Source organism: Kitasatospora sp. NPDC094016 (assembly GCF_040304045.1).
Classification (GTDB): domain Bacteria; phylum Actinomycetota; class Actinomycetes; order Streptomycetales; family Streptomycetaceae; genus Kitasatospora.
Genome location: NZ_JBEOUK010000057.1, coordinates 25387 through 51312, shown reverse-complemented (window position 1 = coordinate 51312; position 25926 = coordinate 25387). Strand labels below are relative to the sequence as shown.

The 25926-nt window shown below is 73.7% G+C and carries 29 protein-coding genes; 14 read left to right on the top strand and 15 right to left on the bottom strand.

Translation table 11 applies throughout. The features are described from left to right. Positions 1-91: 91 nt before the first annotated feature. From ABT015_RS34065 to ABT015_RS34055, 3 genes are all read right to left on the bottom strand, one after another. Complete coding sequence (locus ABT015_RS34065) at positions 92-1306, bottom strand: helix-turn-helix domain-containing protein (protein WP_350886159.1); 1215 nt, start codon at positions 1304-1306, stop codon at positions 92-94. A 312-nt stretch (positions 1307-1618) separates the two neighbouring features. Next, on the bottom strand, positions 1619-1867 hold the full coding sequence (locus ABT015_RS34060; protein WP_350886157.1) for a hypothetical protein: 249 nt from the start codon (positions 1865-1867) through the stop codon (positions 1619-1621). Next, entirely contained in the window at positions 1867-2067 is a 201-nt protein-coding gene (locus ABT015_RS34055) for a hypothetical protein (protein ID WP_350886155.1), read from the bottom strand. Before ABT015_RS34055 ends, ABT015_RS34060 begins: the two co-directional genes overlap by 1 nt. Positions 2068-2184: 117 nt before the next feature. Between ABT015_RS34055 and ABT015_RS34050 the strand changes: the two genes are divergently transcribed. After that, positions 2185-3021 carry a helix-turn-helix domain-containing protein gene (locus ABT015_RS34050; protein WP_350886153.1) on the top strand — a complete coding sequence of 279 codons (837 nt, stop codon included), beginning with the start codon at positions 2185-2187 and terminating at the stop codon, positions 3019-3021. Next, entirely contained in the window at positions 3005-3214 is a 210-nt protein-coding gene (locus ABT015_RS34045; RefSeq protein WP_350886151.1) for a DUF397 domain-containing protein, read from the top strand. Before ABT015_RS34050 ends, ABT015_RS34045 begins: the two co-directional genes overlap by 17 nt. A gap of 256 nt (positions 3215-3470) precedes the next feature. On the opposite strand, the gene ABT015_RS34040 is transcribed toward ABT015_RS34045, so the two are convergent. Continuing rightward, on the bottom strand, positions 3471-4178 hold the full coding sequence (locus ABT015_RS34040; RefSeq protein WP_350886149.1) for an SDR family NAD(P)-dependent oxidoreductase: 708 nt from the start codon (positions 4176-4178) through the stop codon (positions 3471-3473). Positions 4179-4279: 101 nt separating this feature from the next. Here ABT015_RS34040 and ABT015_RS34035 point away from each other — a divergent pair, with 101 nt between their 5' ends. Further along, positions 4280-5131, top strand: coding sequence for a helix-turn-helix transcriptional regulator (locus ABT015_RS34035; protein WP_350886147.1), 852 nt, complete (start codon positions 4280-4282; stop codon positions 5129-5131). Positions 5132-5320: 189 nt separating this feature from the next. Here ABT015_RS34035 and ABT015_RS34030 read toward each other — a convergent pair whose 3' ends face one another. Next, on the bottom strand, positions 5321-5809 hold the full coding sequence (locus ABT015_RS34030) for a hemerythrin domain-containing protein (protein ID WP_350886145.1): 489 nt from the start codon (positions 5807-5809) through the stop codon (positions 5321-5323). Between the two features lie 173 nt (positions 5810-5982). Then, the gene (locus tag ABT015_RS34025) at positions 5983-6600 is read right to left on the bottom strand and encodes a TetR/AcrR family transcriptional regulator (protein WP_350886143.1); all 618 of its coding nucleotides are present in this window, start codon (positions 6598-6600) and stop codon (positions 5983-5985) included. Between the two features lie 145 nt (positions 6601-6745). Between ABT015_RS34025 and ABT015_RS34020 the strand changes: the two genes are divergently transcribed. Both ABT015_RS34020 and ABT015_RS34015 read left to right on the top strand, forming a co-directional pair. Then, positions 6746-7447, top strand: coding sequence for an SDR family oxidoreductase (locus tag ABT015_RS34020; RefSeq protein WP_350886141.1), 702 nt, complete (start codon positions 6746-6748; stop codon positions 7445-7447). Positions 7448-7484: 37 nt separating this feature from the next. Further along, the gene (locus ABT015_RS34015; protein WP_350886139.1) at positions 7485-7907 is read left to right on the top strand and encodes a tautomerase family protein; all 423 of its coding nucleotides are present in this window, start codon (positions 7485-7487) and stop codon (positions 7905-7907) included. Between the two features lie 145 nt (positions 7908-8052). Here ABT015_RS34015 and ABT015_RS34010 read toward each other — a convergent pair whose 3' ends face one another. Then, positions 8053-8421, bottom strand: coding sequence for an ArsR/SmtB family transcription factor (locus tag ABT015_RS34010; protein WP_350886137.1), 369 nt, complete (start codon positions 8419-8421; stop codon positions 8053-8055). A gap of 111 nt (positions 8422-8532) precedes the next feature. Between ABT015_RS34010 and ABT015_RS34005 the strand changes: the two genes are divergently transcribed. Beyond that, on the top strand, positions 8533-9729 hold the full coding sequence (locus ABT015_RS34005; RefSeq protein ID WP_350886135.1) for an MFS transporter: 1197 nt from the start codon (positions 8533-8535) through the stop codon (positions 9727-9729). Between the two features lie 49 nt (positions 9730-9778). Here the strand turns inward: ABT015_RS34005 and ABT015_RS34000 are convergent, their stop codons facing one another. Continuing rightward, positions 9779-10183, bottom strand: coding sequence for a nuclear transport factor 2 family protein (locus tag ABT015_RS34000; RefSeq protein WP_350886133.1), 405 nt, complete (start codon positions 10181-10183; stop codon positions 9779-9781). Between the two features lie 212 nt (positions 10184-10395). Between ABT015_RS34000 and ABT015_RS33995 the strand changes: the two genes are divergently transcribed. Then, positions 10396-10803, top strand: coding sequence for a MarR family winged helix-turn-helix transcriptional regulator (locus tag ABT015_RS33995; protein WP_350886161.1), 408 nt, complete (start codon positions 10396-10398; stop codon positions 10801-10803). Positions 10804-10930: 127 nt separating this feature from the next. On the opposite strand, the gene pgm is transcribed toward ABT015_RS33995, so the two are convergent. Together pgm and ABT015_RS33985 are read right to left on the bottom strand one after the other, a co-directional pair. Then, the gene (gene pgm / locus ABT015_RS33990) at positions 10931-12571 is read right to left on the bottom strand and encodes a phosphoglucomutase (alpha-D-glucose-1,6-bisphosphate-dependent) (RefSeq protein WP_350886131.1); all 1641 of its coding nucleotides are present in this window, start codon (positions 12569-12571) and stop codon (positions 10931-10933) included. A 142-nt stretch (positions 12572-12713) separates the two neighbouring features. Further along, positions 12714-13013: a YciI family protein gene (locus tag ABT015_RS33985; RefSeq protein ID WP_350886129.1), complete on the bottom strand. Its 300-nt coding sequence runs from the start codon at positions 13011-13013 to the stop codon at positions 12714-12716. A 280-nt stretch (positions 13014-13293) separates the two neighbouring features. On the opposite strand from ABT015_RS33985, the gene ABT015_RS33980 reads away from it, so the two are divergent. Further along, entirely contained in the window at positions 13294-13692 is a 399-nt protein-coding gene (locus ABT015_RS33980; protein ID WP_350886127.1) for a hypothetical protein, read from the top strand. A 63-nt stretch (positions 13693-13755) separates the two neighbouring features. Beyond that, positions 13756-15246 (top strand): FAD-binding protein, encoded by a 1491-nt coding sequence (locus ABT015_RS33975; RefSeq protein ID WP_350886125.1) that lies wholly within the window; start codon positions 13756-13758, stop codon positions 15244-15246. A gap of 71 nt (positions 15247-15317) precedes the next feature. Here ABT015_RS33975 and ABT015_RS33970 read toward each other — a convergent pair whose 3' ends face one another. Further along, positions 15318-16826, bottom strand: a complete 1509-nt coding sequence (locus tag ABT015_RS33970; RefSeq protein ID WP_350886123.1) for a multicopper oxidase family protein — start codon at positions 16824-16826, stop codon at positions 15318-15320. A gap of 258 nt (positions 16827-17084) precedes the next feature. On the opposite strand from ABT015_RS33970, the gene ABT015_RS33965 reads away from it, so the two are divergent. From ABT015_RS33965 to ABT015_RS33950, 4 genes are all read left to right on the top strand, one after another. Beyond that, positions 17085-18464, top strand: a complete 1380-nt coding sequence (locus tag ABT015_RS33965; RefSeq protein ID WP_350886121.1) for a pyridoxal phosphate-dependent decarboxylase family protein — start codon at positions 17085-17087, stop codon at positions 18462-18464. A gap of 95 nt (positions 18465-18559) precedes the next feature. After that, positions 18560-19225, top strand: coding sequence for a hypothetical protein (locus ABT015_RS33960; RefSeq protein WP_350886119.1), 666 nt, complete (start codon positions 18560-18562; stop codon positions 19223-19225). Further along, positions 19222-19953, top strand: a complete 732-nt coding sequence (locus ABT015_RS33955; RefSeq protein WP_350886117.1) for a DUF6875 domain-containing protein — start codon at positions 19222-19224, stop codon at positions 19951-19953. Before ABT015_RS33960 ends, ABT015_RS33955 begins: the two co-directional genes overlap by 4 nt. A gap of 103 nt (positions 19954-20056) precedes the next feature. Then, a complete protein-coding gene (locus ABT015_RS33950; protein WP_350886115.1) occupies positions 20057-20965 on the top strand; it encodes an aminoglycoside phosphotransferase family protein in 909 nt (302 codons plus the stop codon). Positions 20966-21112: 147 nt separating this feature from the next. On the opposite strand, the gene ABT015_RS33945 is transcribed toward ABT015_RS33950, so the two are convergent. Further along, positions 21113-21751, bottom strand: coding sequence for a peptidase inhibitor family I36 protein (locus tag ABT015_RS33945; RefSeq protein WP_350886113.1), 639 nt, complete (start codon positions 21749-21751; stop codon positions 21113-21115). Between the two features lie 158 nt (positions 21752-21909). On the opposite strand from ABT015_RS33945, the gene ABT015_RS33940 reads away from it, so the two are divergent. Further along, positions 21910-22122 carry a DUF397 domain-containing protein gene (locus ABT015_RS33940; RefSeq protein ID WP_350886111.1) on the top strand — a complete coding sequence of 71 codons (213 nt, stop codon included), beginning with the start codon at positions 21910-21912 and terminating at the stop codon, positions 22120-22122. A 64-nt stretch (positions 22123-22186) separates the two neighbouring features. On the opposite strand, the gene ABT015_RS33935 is transcribed toward ABT015_RS33940, so the two are convergent. The 3 genes from ABT015_RS33935 to ABT015_RS33925 all read right to left on the bottom strand — a co-directional run bounded on the left by ABT015_RS33935 (position 22187) and on the right by ABT015_RS33925 (position 25807). Continuing rightward, positions 22187-23500, bottom strand: a complete 1314-nt coding sequence (locus ABT015_RS33935) for a UDP-glucose dehydrogenase family protein (protein ID WP_350886109.1) — start codon at positions 23498-23500, stop codon at positions 22187-22189. Between the two features lie 68 nt (positions 23501-23568). Continuing rightward, positions 23569-24015 carry an NUDIX domain-containing protein gene (locus ABT015_RS33930; RefSeq protein WP_350886107.1) on the bottom strand — a complete coding sequence of 149 codons (447 nt, stop codon included), beginning with the start codon at positions 24013-24015 and terminating at the stop codon, positions 23569-23571. Between the two features lie 28 nt (positions 24016-24043). Then, positions 24044-25807, bottom strand: coding sequence for an asparagine synthetase B family protein (locus ABT015_RS33925; RefSeq protein ID WP_350886105.1), 1764 nt, complete (start codon positions 25805-25807; stop codon positions 24044-24046). Between the last annotated feature and the right edge of the window lie 119 nt (positions 25808-25926).

Sequence of the window (25926 nt, the reverse complement as noted above, 5' to 3'; positions counted from 1 at the left end):
GGCGCCCCCGAAGAATGCCTGGACTGCGCCTGCGGCCTCTACCTCGACAGCCCGGCGACCTGACCCCTCCACGAACTTGCGCGGAGCAGCACTAGTCAGTCAGCCCCAGGGAGCGGGCGAGCCTCTTCAGGCCGGGCGGGCGAGCCGGACCTGCCCAGAGGTCGGAGACGATGGCCACGGCGAGGGTGTGGTGCCGCATCCAGCCCGGCGCTACTCGTTGGAGTTTCTCCAAGGTCGACACCGCTCCGGCTGCGTCCCCCATGTCCGTGTAGGCGCGTGCCACGTCCAGGAGCAGCCAGGTCCGCCAGGACACCGGGGTGTCGTTGCTGAGCCGGATTCCCTTCGCGAGCCCCAAGGCTTCCTCCGGCCGGGCGAATTGGACCGCGAGCCGAACCCGCTCGATGCGCACCGAGGAGCTGTTGAACACGCTGACCATGCGGCCGTCGGCCGAGGCAGGAAGCTTTGAAAGGCGTCTGGTCGCTTGTTCTGCGGTCAGCATCATCTCGGATGCTCCGTCATAGTCGCCGCTTCGGGCCGTGCTGGTCGCTGCGGACATGATCAGTCCGCCCCACACCTTGAGCCCCTCCGCCTTCGACGAGTGCTCGTTCTCCACTCCGTCCGCTGCGTGGATGGCCAGCGTCTGCGCGTCGCCGAGCCGGTTCTGGCGCTGATACGCCCAGGCCACCGAGTTGCAGATCATCGCTCCCAGCAGCGGGTCTTCTGCCGAGTCCGCTGCCGCTATTGCCCGTTCGAGACTGGACAGGCCGAGATCTGTCTTACCGAGACGGATCGCGAGATGTCCTCCCAGTTGGAGAGCCTTGCCGAGCGCATGGTGACCGGCCAGGCGGTCCTCGCCGCGGCCGACGGCCGCGGCGAGGCGGGCATCCGCGATTATCGTCGGCAACGTCTCCATGACCCTGCCGAAGTCGGCCGCGTGATACAGGGTCCAGGCCTCTGCGATCTCGCCACGTAGCAGCGGAATCGACAACTTCTCCACACCGTCCGCCACCGGCAGCGGCGTGAACAAGGGCGGCATGATCGCCCGCCGCACCGCGACCAGGCCAGGCGGGTCCGCATCACCTGTCGACGGCACCGCTGGTGGATCGCCCAGAAGCGCAGTCAGCTCAACGCCAAGTCCCTTGGCCAGGGCGTGGAGCGTCGGAAGCCGCGCGGAATGCTTCCGCTGCTGCTCAAGTTTCCGAACCACATCCACCGACACGCCCGACTTCTCAGCCAGGCCCTCCTGCGTCAGATCGGCCAAGCGACGCAGCCGCTTGACCCGATCCCCAAGATGATCGCTCGCCATGCTTCCGACACTACGCGCACACACGCCCCGACCAGCGCGAGTTGCCAACCCCGCACCCCAGCTCACCACCCCGCGCGCCGCCGCCCCTACCCGGGGGCATGCGGCGCCTTCTCAACCCCTCGCCGGGCTCTCCGTCTTCCGGGTCGACGAGCAGCACGTCGCCGCGCGGGTTGCGCACGAGGACGAGGCAGCCGAGCCGGCACACGGGCGGCTTGGCGAGGAGACGGGGGTCGCGCACGGGCAGTTCACTTCCTGAGGGCGGCGAGGAGTACGAGGGAGAAGCCCGCCAACCAGAAGAGGCGGGCGAGGAGTTCAGCCGTCATACGTGAGGCGCTCGTAGCGCAGCCCCTTGCGCAACAGGTCGACGACCCGCAGGAGTTCGAACGGGCGGACGCAACCGAGGCCGATCAGGTAGCAGCCGGTCCTGCGGCCGTGCTCCCAGTCGACTTCGACGGAGGGCAACTTCACCCCGCCCAGGGCGAGGACGGTGGTCAGGTCGTCGAGGACGTCGGCCGCCTGCCGCCGCTGGTCGGCCGTGGCGCGGTTGAGGGCGGATCCCATCACGCCCCCACCCGGCGCCGGACCTCGAACCCCCGCCACGCGCTGAAGGCGGCGGAGAAGGAGGAGAAGGAGGCCAGCGCACCCGAGGTGCCGCTGCGCAGCCACTCCCCCGTCGTCTCGTTCCGCACCCGGTAACACCGGCCCTCCGAGTCCCAGCGCACCCCGTAGCCGTGCAACCGGGGCACTTGGACATCACCCATGGGAGTAACCTTCCGCTGTCGATCCTTCACGTTCCGTGTGGGAAAGACTTGCGGAACGACCCCTCCTGGGGAAGCATCTGAAGTCGCCAGTTCAGCATGGTTCAGTTGGGAAGCATCATGAACCGTAAGAAGCTTGATCCTGCGTCATCCCCGTACGCGACCCTCGGGATTCAGCTCCGGCGTTCACGCGAGGCACGCGGCCTGACCCAGACGGAACTCGGAGAGGCCATCGCCTATTCCGGTGCCTACATCTCCAGCATCGAGCGCGGCATCCGCGCGCCGAGCCGCCGATTCGTGGATCTCGTGGACGAGCACCTCGCCACCGGCGGCACGCTCGGCCTGATGCTCGACCAGCTTGAACACAGCATCCTGATAGAGGGTTTCCCCGAGTACGCCGACAAGGAAGCCGAGGCGACCGCCATCCGGCTCTTCCAGATCGGGGTCATCTCAGGGCTGCTGCAGACTCCCGAGTATGCGGCAGCCTATGAACAGGCACCGGTCACGCGCGGGACCGTCACCCAGCAGCAGGCCGACGAGCGCATGCGGTTCCTCCTCACCCGACAGGAACGGATCAACCGGCCGTCTCCGCCCTATGTCCAGGCCGTACTCGACGAGTGGAGCCTGCGACGGCCGGTCGGTGGACCGGCCGTGATGGCAGGTCAGTTGGCCCACCTGGAAGAGCTGGCCGGTCGGCCGAACGTGACCATCCAGGTAGCCCCGCTCGGCCTCGGAGAGCACCGGCCGTTCGCGCACCCGGTGACGCTTCTGACGATGCCGAATCGTTCGCTGCTCGGCTATTCGGAGAGCCACCTGCGCGGTCACCTGGAGCGCGACGCCGAAACCCTCGCGGGCTGGGCCAGGGAGTACGATCGGCTGCAAGCCGAGGCACTGCCTCTGACTCCGTCGCTTGAGCTGATCCGCGCACTACGGAAGGAATTTGAAAGTGCACCTTGACCTATCCGGCGCTCGCTGGCGCAAGAGCACGTTCAGCGGCCAGGGCGGCGAATGCATCGAGGTAGCGGACGGCTTCCCCGGCATCGTCCCGGTCCGCGACTCCAAGGACCCCGACGGCCACACCCTCGCCTTCCCCGCCGATGCCTGGCAGGCCTTCGTCACCGCCGTCGGCGCCGGTGAGTTCGAGGCCTGATAGCAGCAACTCCGGCCCCGCCGCCCCGAACTCGGGGCGGCGGGGCCTTCTCAACCCCTCCACCCGGTTCAACCCGCCGCCACTGATGCACCTGCGGCGCAGCGGGGAGAACGGCATGTTCGACCGCTTCGCCGAACACGTCGAAGAACTCTGGTCCCGGGGCGGCGGCATCCGGACCGGCCCGCGCTGACTCCTGGGCCTCATGCTCCGGCGAAGACGTGTTCGTCGGTCGGGGCGGCCGTCGTGGGCGGGTCGGTTACCAGGGCAGTGGGCCCTCGGCGTCGGTGTAGGTGCCGGTGGGGCCGTCCGGGGTGAGGCCGGCCATGCGGACGATGATCTCGGCGCCCTGTTCGACGGTCTGGATGCCGGTGTTGCCGTTGAGGTCCGTCTTGGTGAAGCCGGGCTCGACGGCGTTGATGCGCATGTGCGGGAACGCCTTGGCGTACTGCACGGTGACCATGTTGACGGCGGCCTTGGAGGCCGGGTAGGCGACGCCGGGGTACGCGTAGGTGGGGGTGTCGGCGGTGGTGACGCGGGTGAGCGAGGCCAGGCCGCTGCTGAGGTTGACGATGACGGGGGCGGCGGAGCGCTGCAGCAGCGGGAGGAACGCGTGGGTGACGCGTACCGTGCCGAAGACGTTGGTTTCGAACGTGCTCCGCATCAGGTCGGCGGTGACGTCGGCGGCACCGATGATGCCGTTGTCCTCGTCCCGCTCCTCCACGCCGGCGTTGTTGACGAGCACGTCCAGGCCGCCGTCGGCCTCGACGGTCTTCGCCGCTGCGGCGACCGAGGCGTCGTCGGTGATGTCGATGACGACCAGCCGTGCGCCCAACTGCTCGGCGGCGCGACGCCCCCGTTCGGGGTCCCGGCTGCCGATGTACACGGTGTGGCCTGCGGCGATGAGTTGGCGGGCGGTCTCGAAGCCGAGCCCCTTGTTCGCTCCGGTGATCAGTGTTGTGGTCATGCCTCCAGGATGCTGCGCGGCGGTGCCGTCAGCCATGCGTCCGGTCTTCCTGGGACTGCCGGTACCAGGCACTCGCGGGTGGGGAGGTGCACAGTGGTGGCATGGCGGCCACGGAGTTCGGGCGGACGGTGCGGCGCTGGCGTGACCGGGTCCCGCCGGAGGCGGTCGGTCTGCCGGTGGGCGGCCATCGGCGCGCGGCCGGACTGCGCCGGGAGGAGCTGGCGCTGCTGGCCGGGATCTCGGTCGACTACGTCACCCGCCTCGAGCAGGGCCGGGCGGCCAACCCGTCGGAGCAGGTCGTCGAGGCGCTGGGGCGGGCGCTGCGGCTGAACGCGGAGGAGCGTGAGCATCTGTTCCGGGTCGCCGGGCTGGTGGCGCCGGGGCGCGGCACGGTGCCCGCCTACATCACGGCCGGCGTGCAACGGATGCTGGACCGGCTGACCGGCACACCCGTCGCGGTCTACGACGCGGCGTGGACGCTGCTGCTGGCCAATCCGCTCTACACCGCGCTGATGGGTGAGCGGCACGGCAAGGAGCGCAACGGGGCGTGGCGGAACTTCCTCGGCTCGGGCAGCCGGGTCCGCCACACGCCGGAGTCCCGGCAGGCGTTGGAGACCGCGGTCGTCTCCGACCTGCGGGCGACGGCGAGCCGCTACCCGGCGGACCTGCGGCTGCGGCGTCTGATCGCTGATCTGCGCGGCCGCAGCGAGCGGTTCGCCAAGCTGTGGGACTCCGGCGCGGTGGGGCACCAGGAGGCCTCGCGCAAGACCATCGACCACCCGCAGGTGGGATCGCTGACGCTGGACTGCGACGTGCTCAGCGTCGCGGGCAGCGATCTGCGGATCATGGTCTACACGGCCGAACCCGGCACTGAGGACGCCGAACGGCTGGCGCTGCTGGCGGTGCTCGGCACGCAGGCACTGGTGAAAGTCGCCGGCGAGGGCGTCGGGTGAAACCGCCGTAGTGGGTCGGCTCAGCTGCCGAGCGCGGCGGCGCGGCGGGCGAAGACGGCCCCGTCTCGGCCGTCCAGCCGCCGACGGGGCCGTGCGTCCGCGTGCGTCAGTGGTCGGGGGTGTGGGCGGCGGGGCGGACGGCGTCGGGCAGGAGGTGGAGTTCGTAGGGGGTGTAGCAGCGGGGGCTCGTCAGCCGAACCGGAACACCTGGTCGGGCCAGCTGCTGTCGGGCGCTGCGCTGTCGAGGGCCTTGCTGATCGTGCGTTCCTCGTAGGCGAAGTGGGATTCCATGATCGCTGTGAGGCCGTCGAGTTCGCGGCCGACCGCTTCCAGTCCTTCGCCGGGTGGTCCGGCCGATTCGGCGGCGTGGTCGGCGAGTTCGCGCACCCGGTTGAGGATGCGGGCGATCATCTCGTGGTCCTCGACGAGTTTGGCGATCGTCCCGGCGAGCTGCGGGTGTTCGCGCAGCAGGTGGGCGAACATGCCCTCGTCCTCGCCCTGGTGGTGTGCCGTCAGTGCGGCGCAGAAGGCCAGGCAGTGGGTGCGCAGTGTGTCGCCGTCCGGGCGGCGCTGTCCGATCCCGGCTCTGATCCGGCCGATCCGGCGGCGCAGTTCCTGGTGTGCTCGGGAGAGTTGGAGACTCAGGGCGACCACGCGGTCGCCGTCATGGGAAGCCACGGAGGGCGGTCCCTTCGGTTCCGCACCTCCATGCCTGACGCTGTCCGTCACCGGCACGCGATGCTGGCGCCATCCGATCACGGGTCTCGGCGCCGGGGCAAGCGCCGCCGGGGCAGGGGCCGGTGGCCCCGGGCCCGAGCGGGCGGGCCGGGGCCGTCGCGGCGGCCCCGGCCCTACGCGGGGGCGGCGGGGGTGGTCAGGCGGTGGCGGGCGGCGGCGAGGAGTTCGTCGGACAGGGCGGGGTCGTCGCTGGCGCGGGCGAGGAGGAGGGCTCCGACCATGGTGGACAGGTCGGCGAGGGCGCTCTCGCGGTCGGCGGCGTCGGGCAGGTGCTGGAAGCCGTCGACCAGGTCGCGCAGTCCGGCGGTGAAGGCGGTACGCAGCGGGGAGCCGGGTTCGGCGCGGGCCGCGTCGGCGGCCAGGGCTGCGGCGGCGCAGCCCTGGCCGGGGTTGTCGCGGTGGGGGGTGGAGAGGTAGCGGGCGAGGAACTCGGCGCGGGGGGTGGGGTGTTGGGGCGCGGTCGGGTCGGCGGCGGGCGTGCCGGGTGCGGGGTGGTCGGCGAGGCGGTCCATGGCTTCGCGGCGTTCGGTGAAGGCGGCGGTGAGGGCCCTGGCGACGAGGTCGTCCTTGGAGGTGAAGTGCCGGTAGAAGCCGCCGTGCGTCAGGCCTGCGGCGGCCATCGCCCGGGGGACGCTGATCTGGTCGGAGCCTTGCTCCCGGATCAGTCTGGCGGTGTGGTCGATCACCTCCTGGCGGTGGCGTTCGGCCTCGGCGCGTGACACGCGGGACATGCCTGCGTTCCTTTCCTCGTCCTGCGGTGGTGGTGGTCCTACTTTCCCATCCGGGCTTCCCCATCCAGTTTAGATGATGGTAGTAATCTAAACGTTGCGGTGCCCCGGCCGCGGGCACCGCCTTCCGAGAGCGAGGAACACGCACATGACCGTGATCGACGGCTCCACCGCCCTGGTCACCGGAGGCCTGCGCGGCCTCGGCCGGGCGTTCGTCGGGGAACTGCTGGCGCGCGGCGCGAAGAAGGTCTACGCCACCGCCCGCACCCCCGTGCCCAGCGAGGACGCGCGGGTGGAGGTCCTCGCCCTGGACGTCACCGACGACGCCTCGGTGGCCGCCCTGGCCGAGCGCGTCCAGGACGTCGACCTCGTCTTCAACAACGCCGGCGTCCTGTACCCGGGAGCGCTGCTCACCGGCGACCTGCGGCAGGTCCAGGCGACCTTCGACACCAACGTCCTGGGCCCGCTGCGCATCGCCCGGGCCTTCGCGCCGGTGCTGGCGGCCGGTGGCGGCGGGGCGCTGGTCGACATCCACTCCGCGCTGTCCTGGGGCGCGGGCGCGGGCGCCTACGGCGCCTCCAAGGCCGCCCTGTGGTCCCTGACCAACTCCCTGCGCCTGGAGCTCGCCGCCCAGGGCACCCAGGTCGTCGGCGTGCACCTGGGCTTCGCGGACACCGAGATGGTGGCGGCCCTGCCCGTCGACAAGATCCCGGCCGGCGAGGTGGCCCGCATCGTCCTGGACGGCGTCGAGCGCGGCGACCGCGAGGTCCTCGTCGACGACCTCACCAGGGCGCTCAAGGCCGCGCTCCCCGGCCCGGTGGAGGGCCTCACCATCCCCGTCCGCCGCTGAACCCGGACCCCACCCGACACCACTGAGGAGAACACCCATGCCGCTGTGGCACGTCTACCACCCGCCCGGCACCTACACCCCCGGGCAGAAGCAGCGGCTCGCCGCCGACATCACCGGGTTCTACACCCGCTTCGGGCTGCCGAAGTTCTACGTGATGACGCTCTTCCACGAGATCGGCGCCGACTCCTTCCACGTGGGCGACCGGCCCGCGCACGACGCGGTGCGGATCGTGGTCGAGCACATCGCCCGGCACACCGAGGACCCCGACCTGCGCAAGCGCACCCGGGAGGCCCTGGCCGCCCTCCTCGCGCCCCACACCACCGGGCGCGGCCTGCACTGCGAGTTCCACATCGACGAGACGCCCCGGGACCTGTGGATGATCAACGGGATCGCCCCGCCCCCGTCCCAGAGCGAGGCCGAACAGCTGTGGGCCCGCGAGAACCGCCCGATCCCCTACTGATCCCCGACCGACCTCCTGCCGACCTCCTGCCGACGGGCGCCCCGGCACGGCGCCGCCGCGGGACGTCGGACGGGCCGGCTTCCCCCTCCAGGACCCACCGCCCCGGCACCCCGCGGGCGGTGGGTCCTGGCCGGTTCAGGCGGGTTCAGGCGGGCCCGGCAGGCCCGGCGGGCGCGGCAGGGGCAGCCGGGGCGGCCGGCGCACCGGTGAGGAGGGCGTCGAGCAGGCCGGGGAAGCGGACGTCGAGGTCGGTGCGGCGCAGGCTGACGAAGCGGTTGCGCCCGGCGACGCGGGTGGTGGTGACGCCGGCCTCGCGCAGGACGCGCATGTGGTGGGAGACGGTCGACTTGTGGAGGTGGTCCAGGCCCAGGTCGCGGGGGGCGCAGGAGTGTTCGGCGCCGTCGGCGTAGCTGAGCAGCAGGGTCATCCGGACGGGGTCGCCGAGGGCGTGCAGGACCGTGACGAGGTCGATGTCGGCGGTGGCGGGCTGGGGAAGCCGCTCGTCTTCGGTCATGGCGCGTGGTCCTCGTCGGGTGGGCATTGGTTTGACAATCATCCACCCATCTCTAGTGTTTGACGAGCGTCAAACTGTTGCCCTATCGTCAAACAATCGGGGGGCTTTCCCATGCCCGTACGCCTGCTCCTGCTCGCCCTCGGCACCTTCGCCATGGGCACCGACTCGATGGTCGTCGCCGGCATCCTCGGCCCGATCGCCGCCGACCTGGGGGTGTCCGTGCCGGCCGCGGGCCAGCTGGTCACCGTCTTCGCGCTCGGCTACGCGCTGCTGGCCCCGGCACTGGCCGCGCTCACCGCCCGCTGGCCGCGCCGGCGGCTGCTGCTGACCGCGCTCGCGGTGTTCAGCGCGGCCAACGCGCTCAGCGCGCTCGCCCCGAACTACGGCCTGCTGCTGGCCACCCGGGTCCTGGCGGCCGCCGGGGCCGCGCTGTACACGCCGACCGCCAACGCGGTGGCCACCACCCTGGTCGCCCCCGAGCGGCGCGGACGGGCGCTGGCCACCGTGCTGGGCGGGATGACGGTGGCCACCGCGCTGGGCGTACCGCTGGGCACCTGGGTGGGGCGCGGCGACTGGCGGATGACGATGTGGCTGGTCACCGCGCTGGGCGTGGCGGCGCTGGCGGGGCTGGCGCTGCTGCTGCGCGACCTGCCGGCGCCGGTGGCGGCGCCGGGGCTGCGGGCGCGCCTGGCCCCGCTGGGGCAGCGGCGGGTGCTGGGGGCGGCGGCCACCACGCTGGCGTTCTTCCTGGCCTTCCAGTGCGTCTACATCTACCTGGCCACCGCCGTCTCGGGGGCGACCGGGGGCGACGCGGACCGGCTGAGCCTGGTGCTGCTGACGGCGGGCGTGATGTCGGTGGCGGGCAGCTGGCTGGGCGGGCGCCTGGTGGACCGGGTCGGGGTGCGGCGGGTGCTGCTGACCGGCTCGACGGTGGCGGCGGGCGCGTTCGCCGCGCTGCCGTGGCTGGGGCGCAGCATGCCGGGGGCGCTGGTGTACGCGGCGGTGGTGCCGCTGGCGGGGTGGGCGGTGTCGGTGGCGCTGCCGCACCGGCTGGCGTCGATCGATCCGGGGAACGCGCCGCTGCTGATCTCGCTGAACAGCAGTGCGCTGTACCTGGGGACGGCGGCCGGGGGGGTTGCGGGCAGTGCGGCGATCGCGGTGCTGGGCGGGCGGTGGTTCCCGTTCGCGGCGGCGGGGCTGGCGCTGGTGGCGGCGGTGACGGCGGCGGCGACCACGCGGGACGCGCGGGCGGGCGCGCCGGCGGAGGGGGAGGCGACGGTGCCGGTGCCGGCACCGTCGCGGTCCTGATCCCCGGGCGGACGGGGTTCAGCGGGCGGGGTTCAGCGGGCGGGGGCCCTCAGCGGGCGGAGCCGAGGTTGCGGTCGGCCTCGGCTCCGGCGAGCAGCAGGGTGGTCTCCTCGATGCGGCGCAGGCGCCCGCAGGGGGCGTACCGGCCGAAGAGGTAGACCTCCATGGAGACCCGGGTGCCGTCGGTCTTGAGGACGTCGACGGTGTGCCGGGTGGCGGTGCGGTCGCCGTCGTGGAGTTCCTCGTGGACCTCGACGCGGCCGGAGGCGACCACGGCGCGCAGGTGGCGGATGTGGTCGGCGAAGGCGGCGCGGTCGTCCCAGCGGCCGTCGGTGCGCTGGCGGTAGTCGGGGGTGAAGTGGCGCTCGACGGCGGTCTCCAGGTCGAGGCCGGGGGTGAAGAGCAGGTCGTCGAGGGCGGCGGCGATGGTGGTGCGGGGGGCGGTGGCGGACATGGGGGTTCCCTTCTCGGAATCCGGCAATGCGTGCGTGGCGCACGCTTCATGGGATGAGCGTACCCCAGGAACGCGTGCGCCGCGCACGCTATGATCGGGGGGTGGACCACTCCCCCGAAATCCCCGACCCCGACCCCGACCCCGACCCCGAGACCGAGGCCACGACCGCCCCGGAGGCCGCCTCCGGCCTCGGGGACGCCGTCGCCCAGGCCCTGGCCGTCCTGCTGCGCCGCCCCGCCCGCGCCGCGCTCTACCGGCGCCTGACCGAGGGCCTGGGCGAGGCGGTGGACGAGGTCACCTACCCCGTGCTCTCCGGCCTGGCCCGCACCGGGGCGCGCAGCGCCGCCGACCTGGCCGCCGAGATCGGCCTGGACCGCTCCGGGGTCAGCCGCCGGGCCACCCGTCTGGAGGAGGCCGGGCTGCTGCGCCGCGAGGCCGACCCGCGCGACCAGCGCGCCACCCTGCTGACCCTGACCGGCGCGGGCGAGCGCACCGTGGCGGTGATGCGCGGGCGCCTGGCCGGCGGCATCGAGGAGGCGCTCGCCTCCTGGCCGCCCGGGGAGGCCGAGGCGTTCGCCCGGTCGCTGCGGCGCTTCACCGAGCAGGGCCCGTTCGGCTGAGCACGGGGCGACGGGCCGGGGCGACGGGCGTACGGGCGCGCGGGACGGCGCCTTGAGGGCGAGGGGCCCGGAAAACGCGGGTGCCCCGGGCCGGGGAACCGGTCCGGGGCACCCGCGGGCGCGGGGATCAGGCGCCGAGGACCTCGCCGACCAGGGCCCGGGCCTCCTCCTGCACCCGGGCCAGGTGGCCGGTGCCGAGGAAGGACTCGGCGTAGATCTTGTAGACGTCCTCGGTGCCCGAGGGGCGGGCCGCGAACCAGGCGTTGTCGGTGCACACCTTGATGCCGCCGATCGGCGCGCCGTTGCCGGGCGCCTCGGCCAGCACCGCGGTCACCGCCTCGCCGGCCAGCTCGCCCGCGGTGACCTGCTGCGGGGAGAGCCGGGCCAGGCGCGCCTTCTGCTCGCGGTCGGCCGGGGCGTCCACGCGGGCGTAGGCGGGGGCGCCGTGGCGCTCGGTCAGCTCGCGGTAGTAGGCGCTGGGGGTGGCGCCGGTGACGGCGGTGATCTCGGAGGCCAGCAGGGCCAGCAGGATGCCGTCCTTGTCGGTGGTCCACACCCCGCCGTCGCGGCGCAGGAACGAGGCGCCGGCCGACTCCTCGCCGCCGAAGGCGATCGAGCCCTCCGCCAGCCCGTCGACGAACCACTTGAAGCCCACCGGCACCTCGACCAGTTCGCGCTTGAGGTCGGCGGCGACCCGGTCCAGCATCGAGGAGGACACCAGCGTCTTGCCGACCGCCGCGTCGGCGGGCCAGTCCGCGCGGTGGCGGTACAGGTAGTCGACGGCCACCGCCAGGTAGTGGTTGGGGTTCATCAGGCCGCCGTCGGGGGTGACGATGCCGTGCCGGTCGGCGTCCGCGTCGTTGCCGGTGGCGATGGCGTACTCGTCCTTGCGGCCGATCAGGGAGGCCATCGCGGACGGCGAGGAGCAGTCCATGCGGATCCTGCCGTCCCAGTCCAGCGTCATGAACCGCCAGGTCGGGTCGGTGACCGGGTTGACCACCGTCAGGTCCAGGCGGTGCGTCTCGGCGATGCGCGCCCAGTACGCCACCGACGCCCCGCCCAGCGGGTCCGCGCCGATGCGCAGCCCGGCCGCGCGCACCGCGTCCAGGTCGAGCACGGCGGGCAGGTCCTCGACGTAGGTGCCCAGGTAGTCGTGGCGCCCGGTGGTCGCCGCCGCCAGCGCCCGCGCGTACGGGACGCGCTTGACGCCGCGCAGGCCCTCGCGGATCAGCTCGTTGGCGCGGTCCTGGATCCAGCCGGTGGCCTGCGAGCCGGCCGGGCCGCCGCTGGGCGGGTTGTACTTGAAGCCGCCGTCGCGCGGCGGGTTGTGCGAGGGGGTGACCACGATGCCGTCCGCCAGCGCCCGGGGGCTGCGCCGGTTGTGGGCCAGGATCGCGTGCGAGACCGCGGGCGTGGGGGTGTAGCCGTCGGCCGCGTCCAGCAGCACCTGCACGCCGTTGGCGGCCAGCACCTCCACCGCCGTCACCTTCGCCGGCTCCGAGAGGGCGTGCGTGTCGGCGCCCAGGAACAGCGGTCCGGCGATGCCCTGTTGGGCCCGGTACTCGCAGATCGCCTGCGTGGTCGCGGCGATGTGGTCCTCGTTGAACGCGGCGTCCAGCGAGGACCCGCGGTGGCCCGAGGTGCCGAACGCCACCCGCTGGCCGACCTCCTGAGGGTCCGGGTTCAGGGCGTAGTACGCCGTCACCAGCCGCGCGACATCCACCAGGTCATCCGGCTGCGCCGGCTGCCCGGCCCGTGCGTGTGCCATCCGTCTTCTCCCGCCAACTTCCCGTACGCGTCCTTGCCCCGTGCCACCGATCGTAGCCAGAACGCGACCGTGCCCCGAACCGCGAGGCGGGGCGGGGCACGGCGGGGCCGGGGTTCAGAGGCCGGGGTTCAGAGGCCGGGGTTCAGGCGGGCAACTGCTGGCGGTAGGCGTCCAGGGCGGGCGCGGTGGTGGTGGCGAGGAACTCGGTCACCGTGTAGGCGACCAGGCCCTCGCGGGCGAAGGGGTCGGTGCGGGTCAACTCCTCGACCGCGGCGCGGTCCTCGCCCAGCGCGATGATCACCCCGCCCTCGCGCGGCACCTTGCGGCCCGAGGCGAGGAACGTGCCGGCCTCGTAGTGCCCGCGCAGCCACTCCACGTGCCGCGGCAAGACGGCGTCGATGCGCTCCAGCGGGGCGGTGTACGTCAGCTCAAGTACGAACATGCGACCAGGCTAGCCCCGCACGGCAGGGGCCTCGCGGCCGGGGCTCGCGGCGTGTACCGAACCCCATTGTGCCAGTTCAGCGGGGGGTTTCGGTAGGACGCAGAGCACCCTGATCACGTCTTGCCGGGCGGCGGGCGCGGCCCGCAGACTCGTCCGCATCCACTCCTTCGGCCACGCGCCGGCCGCCCTGCCCGGGGCGGCCGGGGCGCGCGCCGTGCTGCGCACGGGCCGCATCGCGCCGGGGGCGGTGGGCGGTGAACGGACGAAGGGGGACGCGAGGATGACGGTGCACAAGGACGTGGCGGACAAGGACGTGACGCGCACGGACGCGGCGCGCGGGGACGCGGCGCACAGGGACCTGGTGCTCAAGGCGCGGGTGCGGCTGCTGAGCCACAACGAGTGGGTCCTGGACGCCCCGGAGGGGCTGTGGGTGTACCGGGCGCTGTTCCCGGCCAGCCCGCGCGTGTACGCCTACAAGCTCGCCCACGTGCTGTGGACGGCGGCCGGCTCGCCGCGGGTGGCGCACCTGCCCGAGGCGCGGCGGGCGCTGCTGGAGGAGGCGCTGGCCGCCTGCGCGCACATCCCCGCAGGCGCCCCGGCCCACCAGGTGCGGATGCGGGAGTACGTCGCGGCCGCGCTGGCGGGGCTGGAGCGGCAGGAGGGGCGTGCGGGGAGGTAGGTGGTCGCGGGGTGGTTGCGGTACAACAATCCCTATTTGACGACCGATCGGAGAAACGCTGATATGAGCAGTTCAGGTCTGTCCCGCCGCGCACTGATCGCCGGCGCCGGCGCCGCCGTCGTCGGCTGGAACACCGCCGCCCGCGCCTGGGCCGCCGAGCCGGGCGAGAACGTCGACCAACTGCCCGCCCTGGACGGCACGGTGGCCCTGCGGGGCGCCGACGTGGAACGGTTCTCCTCCGACTTCGGGCACCTGGTCACCGCCTCGCCCCGCGCGGTGCTGCGCCCGGCCTCGGTGCGCGACGTCCAGAAGGTGGTGGCCTTCGCCCGCCGCCACCGCATCCCGGTGGCGGTCAACGGGCAGAGCGGCGACCAGGCGACGGCCGGCGACGACGGGCTGGAGTCGCACTCCAGCTACGGCCAGGCCAACCCCCGCGGCGGCATCGCGATCGACGCGCGCGGACTGTCGCGGATCCTCTCCGTCGAACCCGGGCGCGCCGTCGTGGAGGCGGGCGCCACCTGGGCGCAGCTGACGGACGCGGCGCTGGCGGCGGGCTGGATGCCGCCGTGCCTGACGGACTACCTGCACCTGTCGGTGGGCGGGACGCTGAGCGTGGGCGGCATCGGCGGGGCGGTGCAGCGCCACGGGCTGCAGGCGGACACCGTGCGGTCGCTGGACGTGGTGACCGGCACCGGCGAGCTGGTGACGGCCTCGCGCGAGCACAACCGGGACCTGTTCGAGGCGGTGCTGGCCGGCGGCGGGCAGGTGGGGATCATCGTGCGGGCCACGCTCGCCCTGGTGCCGGCCCGCGAGCGCGCCACCGTGTTCACCCTGGCCTACGACGACGCGGACCTCTACCGCGCGGACCAGGAGAAGGTGCTGGCCCAGGGCCGCTTCGACCTCCAGGTCGGCAACGTGGTGCGCAGCGCGGACGGGCAGCGGTGGCGCTACACGGCGGAGCTGGTGGCCTACGGGGACGCCGGGCGGGCGGTGGACCGGGAGGCGCTGCTGGCGGGGCTGCACGGGGTGGCGGGCGAGACGACGGTGGTGGAGCAGAGCTGGCGCGAGTACGCGTTCCGGGTGGACGCGTTCGCGGGGTACCTGCGGGCGGCCGGGTTCTGGGGGCTGCCGAAGCCGTGGCTGAGCCTGTTCCTGCCCGCCTCGACGGTGGGGGTGTTCATGCGGGAGGCGACCGCGCTGCTGACGGCGGCGGACCTGGGGGCGGGGCTGCTGCTGTTCTACCCGTACGCGCGGGCGCGGGTGGGGACGCCGCTGGCGGTGCTGCCGCAGGAGCCGGTGGGCTGGCACTTCGACCTGCTGGCGTTCCCGGCGCCGGGGGCGGACACGGCGGCGATGCTGGAGCGCAACCGGCGGCTGTACGACCGGGCGGTGGCGCTGGGCGGCAAGCGCTACCTGATCGGGGCGGTGCCGGGGATGACGGGGGCGGACTGGCGGCGTCACTACGGCGGTCTGTGGGAGCGGGTGGAGCGGGCCAAGCGGCGGTGGGATCCGGCGGGGATCCTGGCGCCGGGGCAGGGCATCCACGCCGGCTGACGGCCGGGCCCCCGGGTCGCCCGCGGGGGGCGGGCGGCCCGGCAGGGGCGGGCGGGGGTGGCCCCGGGCCGTCAGGTGATCTCCAGCTGCGCCATCATGCCCATCGCGGAGTGGTCCAGCAGGTGGCAGTGGTAGGGGTAGCGGCCGCGGTAGGAGTCGAAGAGGGCCTGCAGTCGCACGCTCTCCCCCGGCAGCAGGCGCACGGTGTCCTTCAGCCCGGACTCCGCCGGGCCGGGCGCGGCGCCGTTGCGCGCCAGCACCCGGAACTGCACCAGGTGCAGGTGGAAGTTGTGCGGGACGTCCTTGTTGGCGTTGACGACCGTCCAGATCTCCGAGGTGCCGAACGCCACCGAGGCGTCCACCCGCGCCGGGTCGTACACCTTGCCGTCGATCAGTCCGAGCGGGGCCGCGCCGGGCTTCTCCTGGTACTCCATGACCACGGTGCGCTCGCGGGTGGCCGCGCCCAGGGCGGGCAGGGTGCGCAGCTGGGCGGGGACGCGGCTGGGGTCGTCGGCGGCGCGGGTGATGTCGAAGCGCAGGATCTGGCCGACGTGTTCGGCGGGGCCGGGGGGCATGGAGTTGGTGAGGACGATGCTGGAGCCGACCGGGTAGCGGGAGAAGTCGACGACGACGTCGGCGCGCTCCCCGGGGGAGAGGTCGACGGTGTCGGTGACGTGGGGGCGTTCCAGCAGGCCGCCGTCGGAGCCGATCTGGGTGAGGGGGCCGCCGTCGGCCAGGCGCAGGGAGAAGAAGCGCAGGTTGGAGGAGTTGAGCAGGCGCAGCCGGTACTTGCGGGCGGCGACCTCGACCTTGGGCCAGGGGCGGCCGTTGGCGAGGATGGTGGTGCGGTTGAGGGGGTCGTCCATGCGGTAGACGAGGCGGCCCTGGGGGTCGAAGCGGGCGTCGCGCAGGGCGATGGGCAGGTCGTAGCGGCCGGCGGGCAGCGGCAGGGCGGCTTCGGTGGCGTCGGTGATCAGGTAGGTGCCGGCCAGGCCCCGGTAGACGTGCTCGGACTCCAGGTGGTGGGCGTGGTCGTGGAACCACAGGCTCGCGTGGGGCTGGTCGTTGGGGTAGGTGTAGGTGCGGGTGGCGCCGGCGTCCAGGAGGTTCATGGGGCCGCCGTCGGAGGCGACGGGGACGCGGGCGCCGTGCAGGTGGACGGAGACGGGGTCGTCCAGCAGGTTGGTCTGGCGCACCACGACCGGGCGTCCGGAGCGGGCGCGGATGACGGGGCCGGGGAAGGCGCCGTTGTAGGTGAGGACGTCGGTGCGGTGTCCGGGCAGGATGCGGGCGTAGGACTTGAGCATGGTGACGGCGTAGGTGTCGGCGGCGCCGTCGGTGGAGACGGGGGCGAGCACCGGGGGCAGGGGCATCGCGGCGGTGAACTTCGGTGCCAGGGTGGGGCCGGCGTCGGGGCCCGGGTCGGCCTCGGCGGCGGGGGCGGTGGCGCCCGGGTGGGTGTGGGCGGCCGCGGCGGCGGCGGTCTCGACGGAGGCGGCCGGGCGCAGGGTGGTGCGCATGAGCAGGACCCCTCCCCCGGTCGCCAGGGCGGCGCCGATCATCCTGCGTCTGGTCACCATCGCGCGTCCTCCTGCTGCCGGCCCGGTGTGGCGGTGTGCCCGTGCGGCCCCGGCGGGTGGGGCGGGGGCGGGTTCCGGGGGTGATTGCAGCAGCGGATCCTTGCGCCCGGTTGGGGTCCGGCTGAGGCCCGGTGGACCGCGCGGGGCGGGTCGCGGGCGGGGCGCGCGGTGAGCTGCGGGTGTTGCGGGCCGCTTGCGTCGGGCGGTCACCGTGGCTCGCAGAACACTGGAGGATCCCTCGAAGGGAAGGGCCGGAGCGTGGACCTGCGGTACTGGCTGCCGAGGGCGGCCGAGGTCGCCGAGCAGTGGGGAGAGCGGTTCGGGCCGTACAGCCCGCATCCCTCGCACCAGGTGGACGACGCGGACTTCGCCGCCGCGTTCGAGCGCTTCGCCAAGCGCCTGGAGCACAACTACCCGTTCTTCCACCCCCGTTACGCCGGGCAGATGGTCAAGCCGCCGCACCCGGCCGCCGTCGTCGGCTACCTGACGGCGATGCGCTTCAACCCCAACAACCACGCCTACGAGGGCGGGCCCGCCACCAACGACATGGAACGCGAGTGCGTCGCCCAGCTCGCCGCCATGTTCGCCCTGCCCCGCCACGTCGGCCACCTCACCAGCAGCGGCACCATCGCCAACCTGGAAGCCCTGTACGTGGCCCGCCAGAGCCACCCCGGGCGCGGCGTCGCCTACAGCGCGCAGTCCCACTACACGCACAGCCGCATGTGCCACGTCCTGGGCGTCGAGGGCCACGCGGTGGCCGCCGACCCGGACGGGCGCATGGACGTCGACGCGCTGGCCGCCCTGCTCGCCACCGGCCGCGTCGGCACGGTGGTCGTCACCGCCGGCACCACCGGGCTCGGCGCCGTCGACCCGGTGCACGAGGTACTGGCACTGGCCCGCCGCCACGGGGTGCGGGTGCACGTGGACGCCGCCTACGGCGGGTTCTTCGCCCTGCTGGCCACCGACGACGCCCAGGCCGCCGCCCTGCGCCTGGACCCGGCGCCGTGGCGGGCCATCGCCGGCTGCGACTCCGTCACCGTCGACCCGCACAAGCACGGCCTCCAGCCCTACGGCTGCGGCGCGGTGCTGTTCGCCGACCCCGGCATCGGACGCCACTTCGCCCACGACTCCCCCTACACCTACTTCACCGACGCCGAACTGCACCTGGGCGAGATCAGCCTGGAATGCTCGCGCGCCGGCGCCGCGGCCGCCGCCCTGTGGCTGACCCTGCAACTGCTGCCGCTCACCCCCCAGGGCCTGGGCGCCGTCCTGGCCGGCGGGCGCCGCGCGGCCCTGGCCTGGGCGGACCTGATCGAGGACAGCCCGCACCTGACCCTCCACCAGCGCCCGCAACTGGACATCGTCACCTACCACCCCACCCCCGGCCACGCGCCGATGTCCGCCGTCGACGCCGCCAGCCGGCACGTGCTGCGCCAGGGCATGGCCGACGAGCACGACCCGCTCTACCTGAGCCTGCTGCGGGTGGACGCCGCCGACTTCACCCGCCGCCACCCGGCGGCCGCGGCGGACGCCGACGGGGCCTCGGTGCTGCGCAGCGTCCTGATCAAGCCCGAGGCCGAGGACCACCTGCCCGCCCTGCACGCGCGCCTGACCTCGCTCGCCACCGCCCGGCCCTGAGGCCCCCCGTACGACAGCACCCCCGTACGAGCGCACCCCCCGTACGACCGCCCTGCCGCCCCGCCGCCCGCCGCCTGTCTGCCGAGGAGTGTCCGTTGACCACCGCCACCGTCCCGCCGGGCGCCGCCCTCGCGGCCCCCGCGGTCCGCCCCGCCCGACCCGAGGAGGCCCCCTCCCTCGCCCGGGTGCTCGCCGCCGCCTTCCACGACGACCCGCTCACCCGCTGGGCCTTCCCCGACGACGCCCACCGCGCCCGCATCCTGCCCGCCTTCTTCCGCGTCCACGTCGACCAGTGCCTGGCCCACGGCGGCGCCCTGACCGCCCGCCACCCCGACGGCCACGCCCCCGCCGGCGCGCTGCTCTTCCTGCCCCCCGGCGTGTGGGAGCACCCCGGCCACCAGGACCAGGCGGCCGCCCGCGCCCTGGACGCCGCCCTCGACGCCGACGCCCACCCCGAATCCGCCCGCCGCCTGGCCGCCATCACCCGCCTCCAGGCCCGCCGCCACCCGCGCCACCGCCCCCACCACTACCTGGCGTTCGTCGGCGCCCACCCCGACGCCCGCCACACCGGCACCGGCACCGCCCTCCTGCGCGCCTTCCTGGCCCGCGTCGACCACGACGGCCAGGCCGCCTACGCCGAGACCAGCTCCCCCGGCGGCGCCCGGGTCTGCGGCGCCGCCGGCTTCACCCGCTTCGGCGAGGCCATCGCCCTGCCCGCCGGCGGCCCCCGCCTGACCCCCGTGTGGCGGGGCCCCCGATGACCACCCGCACCCTCGACATCGACACCGCGCCGCGCATCGACACCACGCCGCGCATCGACACCGCAGTGCGCATCGACACCGCGCTGCGCGTCTACTCCGCCGAGCAGATCGACGCCGGCGCCGCCGACCACCACCCCGAGGCCGCCGAGATCCTCGCCTGGAGCCGGCGCTTCCTCACCACCGCCCACCCCGACCTCGGGCGCAGCGGCCCCGTCTGCCCCTACACCCAGCCCTCGCTGCGCCGCGGCCTGTTCCACATCGCCGTCGCCGACACCGGCGCGGGCGGCGACCTGCCCGCGCTGGTCGGCGAGCTGCGCGCCTGGTACGACCGGCTGCTGGCCGGCCTGACGCAGGAGTCGGACCGGGAGCTGCTGACCGTGCTGCTGGTGCTGCCGGGCCTGGACCGGGCCGACTCCACCGCGCTGGACGAGGCGCAGCGCAAGGCCAAGGACGAGTTCGTCGAACAGGGCCTGATGATCGGCCAGTTCCACCCCGTGTGCGAGGAGGGCGGCCTGTGGAACCGCTCCTTCAGGCCGCTGCGCGCGCCCGTGCCGCTGCTGGCGGTGCGCAAGCTCCTCGTCTTCGACCTGCCCTTCCTCGTCGCCGACGAGGCCCACCTGGCCCACTACCTGGCCCGCTTCGCCCCCCAGGTCCCCGCCCGCATCCGCGACCAGCTGGTCTCCGGCATGACGGAACACCGCAGGACCGCCCGCCTGACCGCCGCCTGAGCCGCGGCCCCCCTGCGCGCGGAGCCGAGTCGGCGCCCGGCTCCGCGCGCACCCCCCGGGAAAATCGCTGGCGGCGGTGGCGTCCGGCGTGAAGGCTCTGACCGTGACGCTCCACGAGAACGAGGTCTTCGCCGACCAGGCGGTCGTCCGCTCCCTGCTCCGGGAGCAGCGGCCGCAATGGGCCGGCCTGTCCATCGCGCCGGCCGGCTCGGGCACGGACAACACGATGTACCGGCTGGGCGAGCACCTGCTCGTGCGGCTGCCGCGCACGGCGCAGAGCGCGGACTCCGTGCGCAAGGAGTTGGCCTGGCTGCCGCGGCTGGCACCGCACCTGCCGTGCCGCGTCCCGGAGCCGGTGCACGCCGGGGCCCCCAGTGCCGTGTTCCCGCTCGCGTGGTCGGTGTACCGCTGGATCGAGGGCGAGGAGCCCGGCCCGGGGTCGGTCACCGACTGGCCCGCCTTCGGGGCCGACCTGGCGGCGGTCGTCCGGGGCCTGCACTCCGCTCCGCTCATGGGGGCCGCCCGCCACGGCGCGCTCGACTGGTACCGCGGAGGCGACCTGCGCGACAGCGACGAGTCGATCACCGCATGCTTCGAGAAGTGCCGGACGATCCCGGGCCTCGACCTCGACATCGAGCACCTGCTGCACCTGTGGAAGAGCGCGCTCGACCTGCCCGGGCCGTCCGGTGGCCAGGTGTGGCTGCACGGCGACCTGAAACCCTCCAACCTGCTGGTCCGGCAGGGCGGGCTGCACGCGGTCATCGACTTCGGATGCCTGTCGGTCGGGTTTCCCGACGCCGAGCACGCCACGGTGTGGGACCTTCCGGCCCCGGCCCGCCAGGCGTACTGGGACGCCCTCGGCCTCGACGACGTGACGTGGCTGCGGGCCCGGGCGTGGGCGGTCGGCGTCGGGGTCGGCGGGCTGTCGTACTACTGGGGCACCTATCCCGGCTTCGCCGGCGAATGCCTGGCGCGGCTGTCCGCGATCCTGGAGGCCGCCGGCGCGCGGTGAGCCGTCCCGGCCGGCGCTTCCGGCGCGCGCCGGCACGCGGTCACCGCCCGCGGGATCTCGGCGGACCCTGGAGTCCACGCCACGGCCCGCCCCCCCCCGAGGACTTCGCCGGTGTCCCCGGCCGGGGACACCGGCCACGATGGGGCGTCAGCCGTTCTTCCAACCCGTCACCTTGTCGGAGAGGCTGGCGACTGCGCCGGGGGGGACGGTGGCGACCACGCCGCCGAGGCAGAACGGGCTGGCGTAGAGGCGGATCTGGGCCCCGCTGTTGTTCACGACGCTGCGGCCACCCTGGTCGCCGGCGCTGTCGCAGGTGGAGCCGGGGATCTTGGTGGCCCGGGTGCCGGTGAAGTCCGAGTTGGGCCAGAAGCAGATCGAGTTGGTGTCGCAGTCCGGGACGACCTGGAACGCGCGGTCCCCGTCGCCCAGGTTGGCGTAGATGTTGTCGGCGAGCCGGCCGTCGGGGGTGCCGGTGCAGTCCCCCTTCTTGAACACGTTGAGCACGTGCCCGGTGAGATTGTGGACCGTTCGGGCCTGGCCCGTGGTGCCGTCCGACCACGCGGTGTTGGTCGTGGCGATGTAGCAGGTGCCGAAAGCGGGCGACTCGATCCGCCTGATAGCCCCCTGTCCTTCCGGCTGGTTCCACACGCAGAGCTGCCCCGCCCCGCACTGCTCGGCGGCCTGCGCCGGGGCGGCCCCCAGCAGGGGTGCCGCCGGCACGGCCGCGGCGGCACCGACCATGACCATCAGTCGGACGCTCCTGGCACGCTTCACATCGGGTCCCATGGTGGCTGCTCCTTGTGTTGATCGGTCCGCGATGCCGGTGGCGGACCGGATGGACGTCGGCCGACCCCCGGGCGGTTCGACAACCATGTCGACCATCCCGGGGGTCGCGACCAGCAATCTAATGTTGCGAACGGTAACGGGGCGGTTGCATACGGAGAATGCGTCACATCGAGGGACAGGTGGAAGGCGGGTTCGAAAACTGTCACTCCAAGGATCCGAGCGGCCCGGCCCTCGCCTCCCCCTCCCCCGCCTGGCGGGCCTTCGTCACCGCCGTCCGCGCCGGCGGGTTCGGAGCCCACCAGCAGCGGCTCCCGGCCCCGGCGCCCCGGCCCTCGGGGCGGCGGGGCCGCAGCAGTGGATCCCGATGGTGACCGGGCCGAGTAGGCGGGTGAGGGTGGGGCAGCCGGTTGGTGGCGGTGGCCCCACCCTTCCCTGTCAGGGGCGGCCGAGGGCGCAGAAGGTCCAGCCGGCCTGACGCCAGCGGTTCGCGTTGAGGGTGCCGCGGGCGTCGATGACCTTGGGGACGGCGATGTGGCGGGCGAGGTCGGCCGGGTCGGCGTCGGAGTACTGGGGCCAGTCGGTCAGGTGCAGCAGCAGTCCGGCGCCGGTGACCGCGGCGGTGGGGTCGTCGGCGTAGTCGAGCCGGGGGTAGGCCCTGCGGGCGTTCTCCATGGCGGCGGGGTCGTGGACGGTGACGTCGGCGCCGGCCCGCTGGAGGGCGTCGGCGACGGCCAGGGCCGGGGAGTCGCGGATGTCGTCGGTGTGGGTCTTGAAAGCGGCGCCCCAGACGGCGATCCGCTTGCCGGTCACGGCGTTGCCGAGGGCCTCGCGGGCGAGGTCGACGGTGTGCTCGCGCCGGCGCCGGTTGATCGCCGCGACCTGGCGGAGCAGGCCGGTGTCGGCGCCGAGCTCCTCGGCGCGGTGGGTGAACCCGGCCAGATCCTTGGGCAGGCAGCCGCCGCCGAACCCGAGGCCCGGGCGCATGCCCTTGGCGCCGATCCGGTGGTCGTAGCCAAGGGCGAGGGCGATCTGCTGGACGTCGGCGCCGGTCAGCTCGCAGAGTTCCGCCATCGCGTTGATGAAGGAGATCTTGGTGGCGAGGAAGGCGTTCGCGGCGCCCTTGATCAGTTCGGCGGTCGGGATGTCGGTGACGATCAGCGGGGAACCGGTCGCCAGGATGTCGGCGTAGACCCTCCGGAAGACGGCCTCGCTGCGGGTGTCGCCGTCCTCGATACCGAGGACGATCCGGTCCGGTTCCAGGGTGTCCAGGACGGCGAAGGACTCGCGCAGGAACTCCGGCGACCAGGCGAGGCCGACGCTCGCCCCCGCGCGAACGTGCTCGTCCAGGGTCTGCCGCAGCTCGGCGACGGTGCCGACCGGGACGGTGGACTTGCCGATGATCAGCGCGCCGTTGCCGAGGCGGGGGGCCAGGCGGCGGACGGCGGTGTGCAGGTGGGTGAGGTCGTAGGCGCCGCTGCCGTCCTGCTGCGGGGTGCCGACGCCCAGGAAGTGGACGTCGGCGAAGCCGGCGGCCTCCGCGTAGGAGGCGGTGAAACCGAGCTGTCCGGTGGCGGTGTGCTTGGCGAGCAGGTCGTCCAGGCCGCGTTCGACGAACGGGGCCTGGCCCTTGTTCAGGGCGCCGACCTTGTCGGTGTCGGTGTCCATGCCGAGGACCTGGTGGCCGAGTTCGGCCATCGCAGCGGCGTGGGTCGCGCCGAGGTAGCCGCAGCCGATCACGGTGAGCTTCACGAACGTGTCCTTCCAAGGGGCGGGGTGCCGCCCGGCCAGACACCCCAGCCCCCTTGAGGGCGGGGGTGTCAGGTGCCCTGCTGGGCGGCGAGAAAGCGGTGGACGCCGTCGCGGATGAACGGCGGGATGGTCAGAACGGGCAGGTGCTCGGGGGCGAAGAACTGGAGCTTGACGCCCTCGGCCAGCGGCAGCGCGGTCTCGTCGCCGTCCCAGGCGGCGGCGAAGAAGGTGATGATCTGCCCCGAGCCGTGGACGTCGGGGGTCTCGAAGAGCTCCGTGAGGTCGCCGTCGACGGCGAGGCCGGCTTCCTCGTCGAGCTCGCGGACGATCGCTTCGGCCGGGCTCTCGCCGGGGTCGCAGCCTCCTCCGAGGAGGCTCCAGTGACCGGGCCAGGTCACGCCGTCGAGGTCGTCGCGCAGGTGCAGGAGGAATTCGCCGTGCCGGTTGGTGATGATCGCGACCGCTCCACGCGGTTCGGCGGCGGACGGCTCGGTGGGGAGAGTCTGGGAGTCCATGCGCTCACCGTAGTGAGCCGACGACCCGTCATGCCGCGGCCGCGAGTGAGTGGTCGGAGAGCCAGGCCGCGGCCATCAGGGCCTGCATCCGGGTCCGGTCGAACTGCCCGCCCGGCCTCAGCCCGCCGGCCAGTAGCGGCCGAAGCGAGAGGGGTGCCTGGTCGAGCGCCGAGCTGATCTGGGCGGTCGCCCAGGGCTCCAGCGGGCCGGACAGCCAGCTCGGGACCGGAGAGGCGAACCCGAGCTTGTCCCGGCTGCCCCAGACCTCCGGGGGCAGGCCGAGGGCCTTCGCGGCGTCCCGCAGGATCCGCTTGCCCGCGGCCGGGTCGGCGATCTTGTGCTCGACCGGGAGCCGGTAGGAGAACTCGACCAGGTCCCGGGCCAGGAAGGGCGAACGCCGCTCCAGTGCGAAGGCAGAGGCCAGCTTGTCGCTGGTCATCACCAGCGGGCGCCAGGCCGTGGCCAGGTCCGCCGGCGTCAGCCCGCGGGCCAGGTCGCCGTCGGCCCGGCGGAGGGCGTCGGCGACCACCTCGCGCAGCTGGCCGTCCGGGTCCTGGCCGCGCAGGACCAGGCGGACGATTGCCTCGGCCGGTTCCAGCTGGCCGCCGTCCCTGGTCATGAGCTTGGAGGCCAGCGGCCGGTAGGCCTCCAGCCCGGCGCCCAGCACCGCCTCCGGGCCGAAGAGGACGAGCGCGTGGCGGACGTAGCCCATCAGGAACTCGTCCGGCCCCAGCCCGCCGACGACGCGAACGCCGCGCTCGGCGACGGCCCGGTAGGCCATGTGCTCGGAGAACGTGGACGCGTTGCCCATCGGGTAGTCCAGCGCGTGCATGATCTCCGGCAGCGTGCGGGCGAAGTCGGCGGCGGTCGGCTCGATGACGACCAGCTCGGCGCCGATGTCCCGGGCGACGACGGCTGCCGTCGCGGACTCGTCCAGGCGGTCCTGGCCCGGATAGCGGACCGTGACGCAGACCTGCGGCCGCATCAGGTAGGCCAGCACCGAGGAGTCCAGCCCGCCCGACAGCAGCAGCGCGAAGTCCGCGCCGGGTGCCCGCATCGGGATCCGGTCGGCCAGCAGGGTCGAGAACCGGGCCAGCGCCGTAGAGTAGTCGCCCTGCCAGGGCTCCAGGCTCTCCAGCTGCCACCAGGTCCGCTGGGCCAGCGAGCCGGTGGCGACGTCGAAGGCCAGCAGCCCGGCCGGCGGCAGCAACTGGATGCCCTGGAACGGAGTGTCCGTGCCGGTCGGCGTCTCGATGCTCAGCATTTCCGGGCGGACGACCAGCGGGGCGGTGCCGTAGCCGGTCAGGGTGGTGACCTCGGAGGCGAACGCGAGTCGGCCGCCATCGAGGCGCCAGTAGAGCGGCTTCTCGCCGAGCCGGTCCCGGGCCAGGAACAGCCGGCCTTCGCTCGGGTCGTGGACGGCCAGGGCGAACATGCCGTCCAGGCCGGCGAGGCAGCCGGGGCCGAGCTTGGCCCAGGCCCGCAGGACCAGGTGGGCGTCGGTCTCACCGGGCTCCAACGGGATGCCCCAGGCCGCGGCGGCCTGCCGGTAGTTGTAGATCTCGCCGTTGAAGGTGAGGACGATGCCGCCGGTCGGGTCCAGGTAGGGGCCGGGCTGGGCGGCGGTGTCGACGATCAGCAGGGTGTTCATGGACAGCACCGCCCGGCCGTCGGCCGAGATCAGGTGCCGGGTGCCGTCCGGGCCGCGGTGGTGCTGAGCGAGTCCCATCGCGGCGACGGTGGTCTGGTGGCGGACGGCGTCGGCGCCGGCCAGTCCTGCGATTCCGCACATCTGGTTGTCACCCCCGAGCGTGAATCGGTGGTGGCCCCCGCCGGGAGGTGATTCCCCAGGTCCCGGCGGGGGCCCGGAGCACCAGGCAACCGTCTGGAAGCCGGTGCGGGCAGGGCTCG

What these genes read in the sequence shown, in the direction of transcription:
- ABT015_RS34065 (WP_350886159.1), bottom strand. Translation starts at nt 1,306, where the DNA reads ATGGCGAGCGATCATCTTGGGGATCGGGTCAAGCGGCTGCGTCGCTTG.
- ABT015_RS34060 (WP_350886157.1), bottom strand. Translation starts at nt 1,867, where the DNA reads ATGGGATCCGCCCTCAACCGCGCCACGGCCGACCAGCGGCGGCAGGCG.
- ABT015_RS34055 (WP_350886155.1), bottom strand. Translation starts at nt 2,067, where the DNA reads ATGGGTGATGTCCAAGTGCCCCGGTTGCACGGCTACGGGGTGCGCTGG.
- ABT015_RS34050 (WP_350886153.1), top strand. Translation starts at nt 2,185, where the DNA reads ATGAACCGTAAGAAGCTTGATCCTGCGTCATCCCCGTACGCGACCCTC.
- ABT015_RS34040 (WP_350886149.1), bottom strand. Translation starts at nt 4,178, where the DNA reads ATGACCACAACACTGATCACCGGAGCGAACAAGGGGCTCGGCTTCGAG.
- ABT015_RS34035 (WP_350886147.1), top strand. Translation starts at nt 4,280, where the DNA reads ATGGCGGCCACGGAGTTCGGGCGGACGGTGCGGCGCTGGCGTGACCGG.
- ABT015_RS34025 (WP_350886143.1), bottom strand. Translation starts at nt 6,600, where the DNA reads ATGTCCCGCGTGTCACGCGCCGAGGCCGAACGCCACCGCCAGGAGGTG.
- ABT015_RS34020 (WP_350886141.1), top strand. Translation starts at nt 6,746, where the DNA reads ATGACCGTGATCGACGGCTCCACCGCCCTGGTCACCGGAGGCCTGCGC.
- ABT015_RS34015 (WP_350886139.1), top strand. Translation starts at nt 7,485, where the DNA reads ATGCCGCTGTGGCACGTCTACCACCCGCCCGGCACCTACACCCCCGGG.
- ABT015_RS34010 (WP_350886137.1), bottom strand. Translation starts at nt 8,421, where the DNA reads ATGACCGAAGACGAGCGGCTTCCCCAGCCCGCCACCGCCGACATCGAC.
- ABT015_RS34005 (WP_350886135.1), top strand. Translation starts at nt 8,533, where the DNA reads ATGCCCGTACGCCTGCTCCTGCTCGCCCTCGGCACCTTCGCCATGGGC.
- ABT015_RS34000 (WP_350886133.1), bottom strand. Translation starts at nt 10,183, where the DNA reads ATGTCCGCCACCGCCCCCCGCACCACCATCGCCGCCGCCCTCGACGAC.
- pgm (WP_350886131.1), bottom strand. Translation starts at nt 12,571, where the DNA reads ATGGCACACGCACGGGCCGGGCAGCCGGCGCAGCCGGATGACCTGGTG.
- ABT015_RS33985 (WP_350886129.1), bottom strand. Translation starts at nt 13,013, where the DNA reads ATGTTCGTACTTGAGCTGACGTACACCGCCCCGCTGGAGCGCATCGAC.
- ABT015_RS33980 (WP_350886127.1), top strand. Translation starts at nt 13,294, where the DNA reads ATGACGGTGCACAAGGACGTGGCGGACAAGGACGTGACGCGCACGGAC.
- ABT015_RS33975 (WP_350886125.1), top strand. Translation starts at nt 13,756, where the DNA reads ATGAGCAGTTCAGGTCTGTCCCGCCGCGCACTGATCGCCGGCGCCGGC.
- ABT015_RS33970 (WP_350886123.1), bottom strand. Translation starts at nt 16,826, where the DNA reads ATGGTGACCAGACGCAGGATGATCGGCGCCGCCCTGGCGACCGGGGGA.
- ABT015_RS33955 (WP_350886117.1), top strand. Translation starts at nt 19,222, where the DNA reads ATGACCACCCGCACCCTCGACATCGACACCGCGCCGCGCATCGACACC.
- ABT015_RS33945 (WP_350886113.1), bottom strand. Translation starts at nt 21,751, where the DNA reads ATGGGACCCGATGTGAAGCGTGCCAGGAGCGTCCGACTGATGGTCATG.
- ABT015_RS33940 (WP_350886111.1), top strand. Translation starts at nt 21,910, where the DNA reads ATGCGTCACATCGAGGGACAGGTGGAAGGCGGGTTCGAAAACTGTCAC.
- ABT015_RS33930 (WP_350886107.1), bottom strand. Translation starts at nt 24,015, where the DNA reads ATGGACTCCCAGACTCTCCCCACCGAGCCGTCCGCCGCCGAACCGCGT.
- ABT015_RS33925 (WP_350886105.1), bottom strand. Translation starts at nt 25,807, where the DNA reads ATGTGCGGAATCGCAGGACTGGCCGGCGCCGACGCCGTCCGCCACCAG.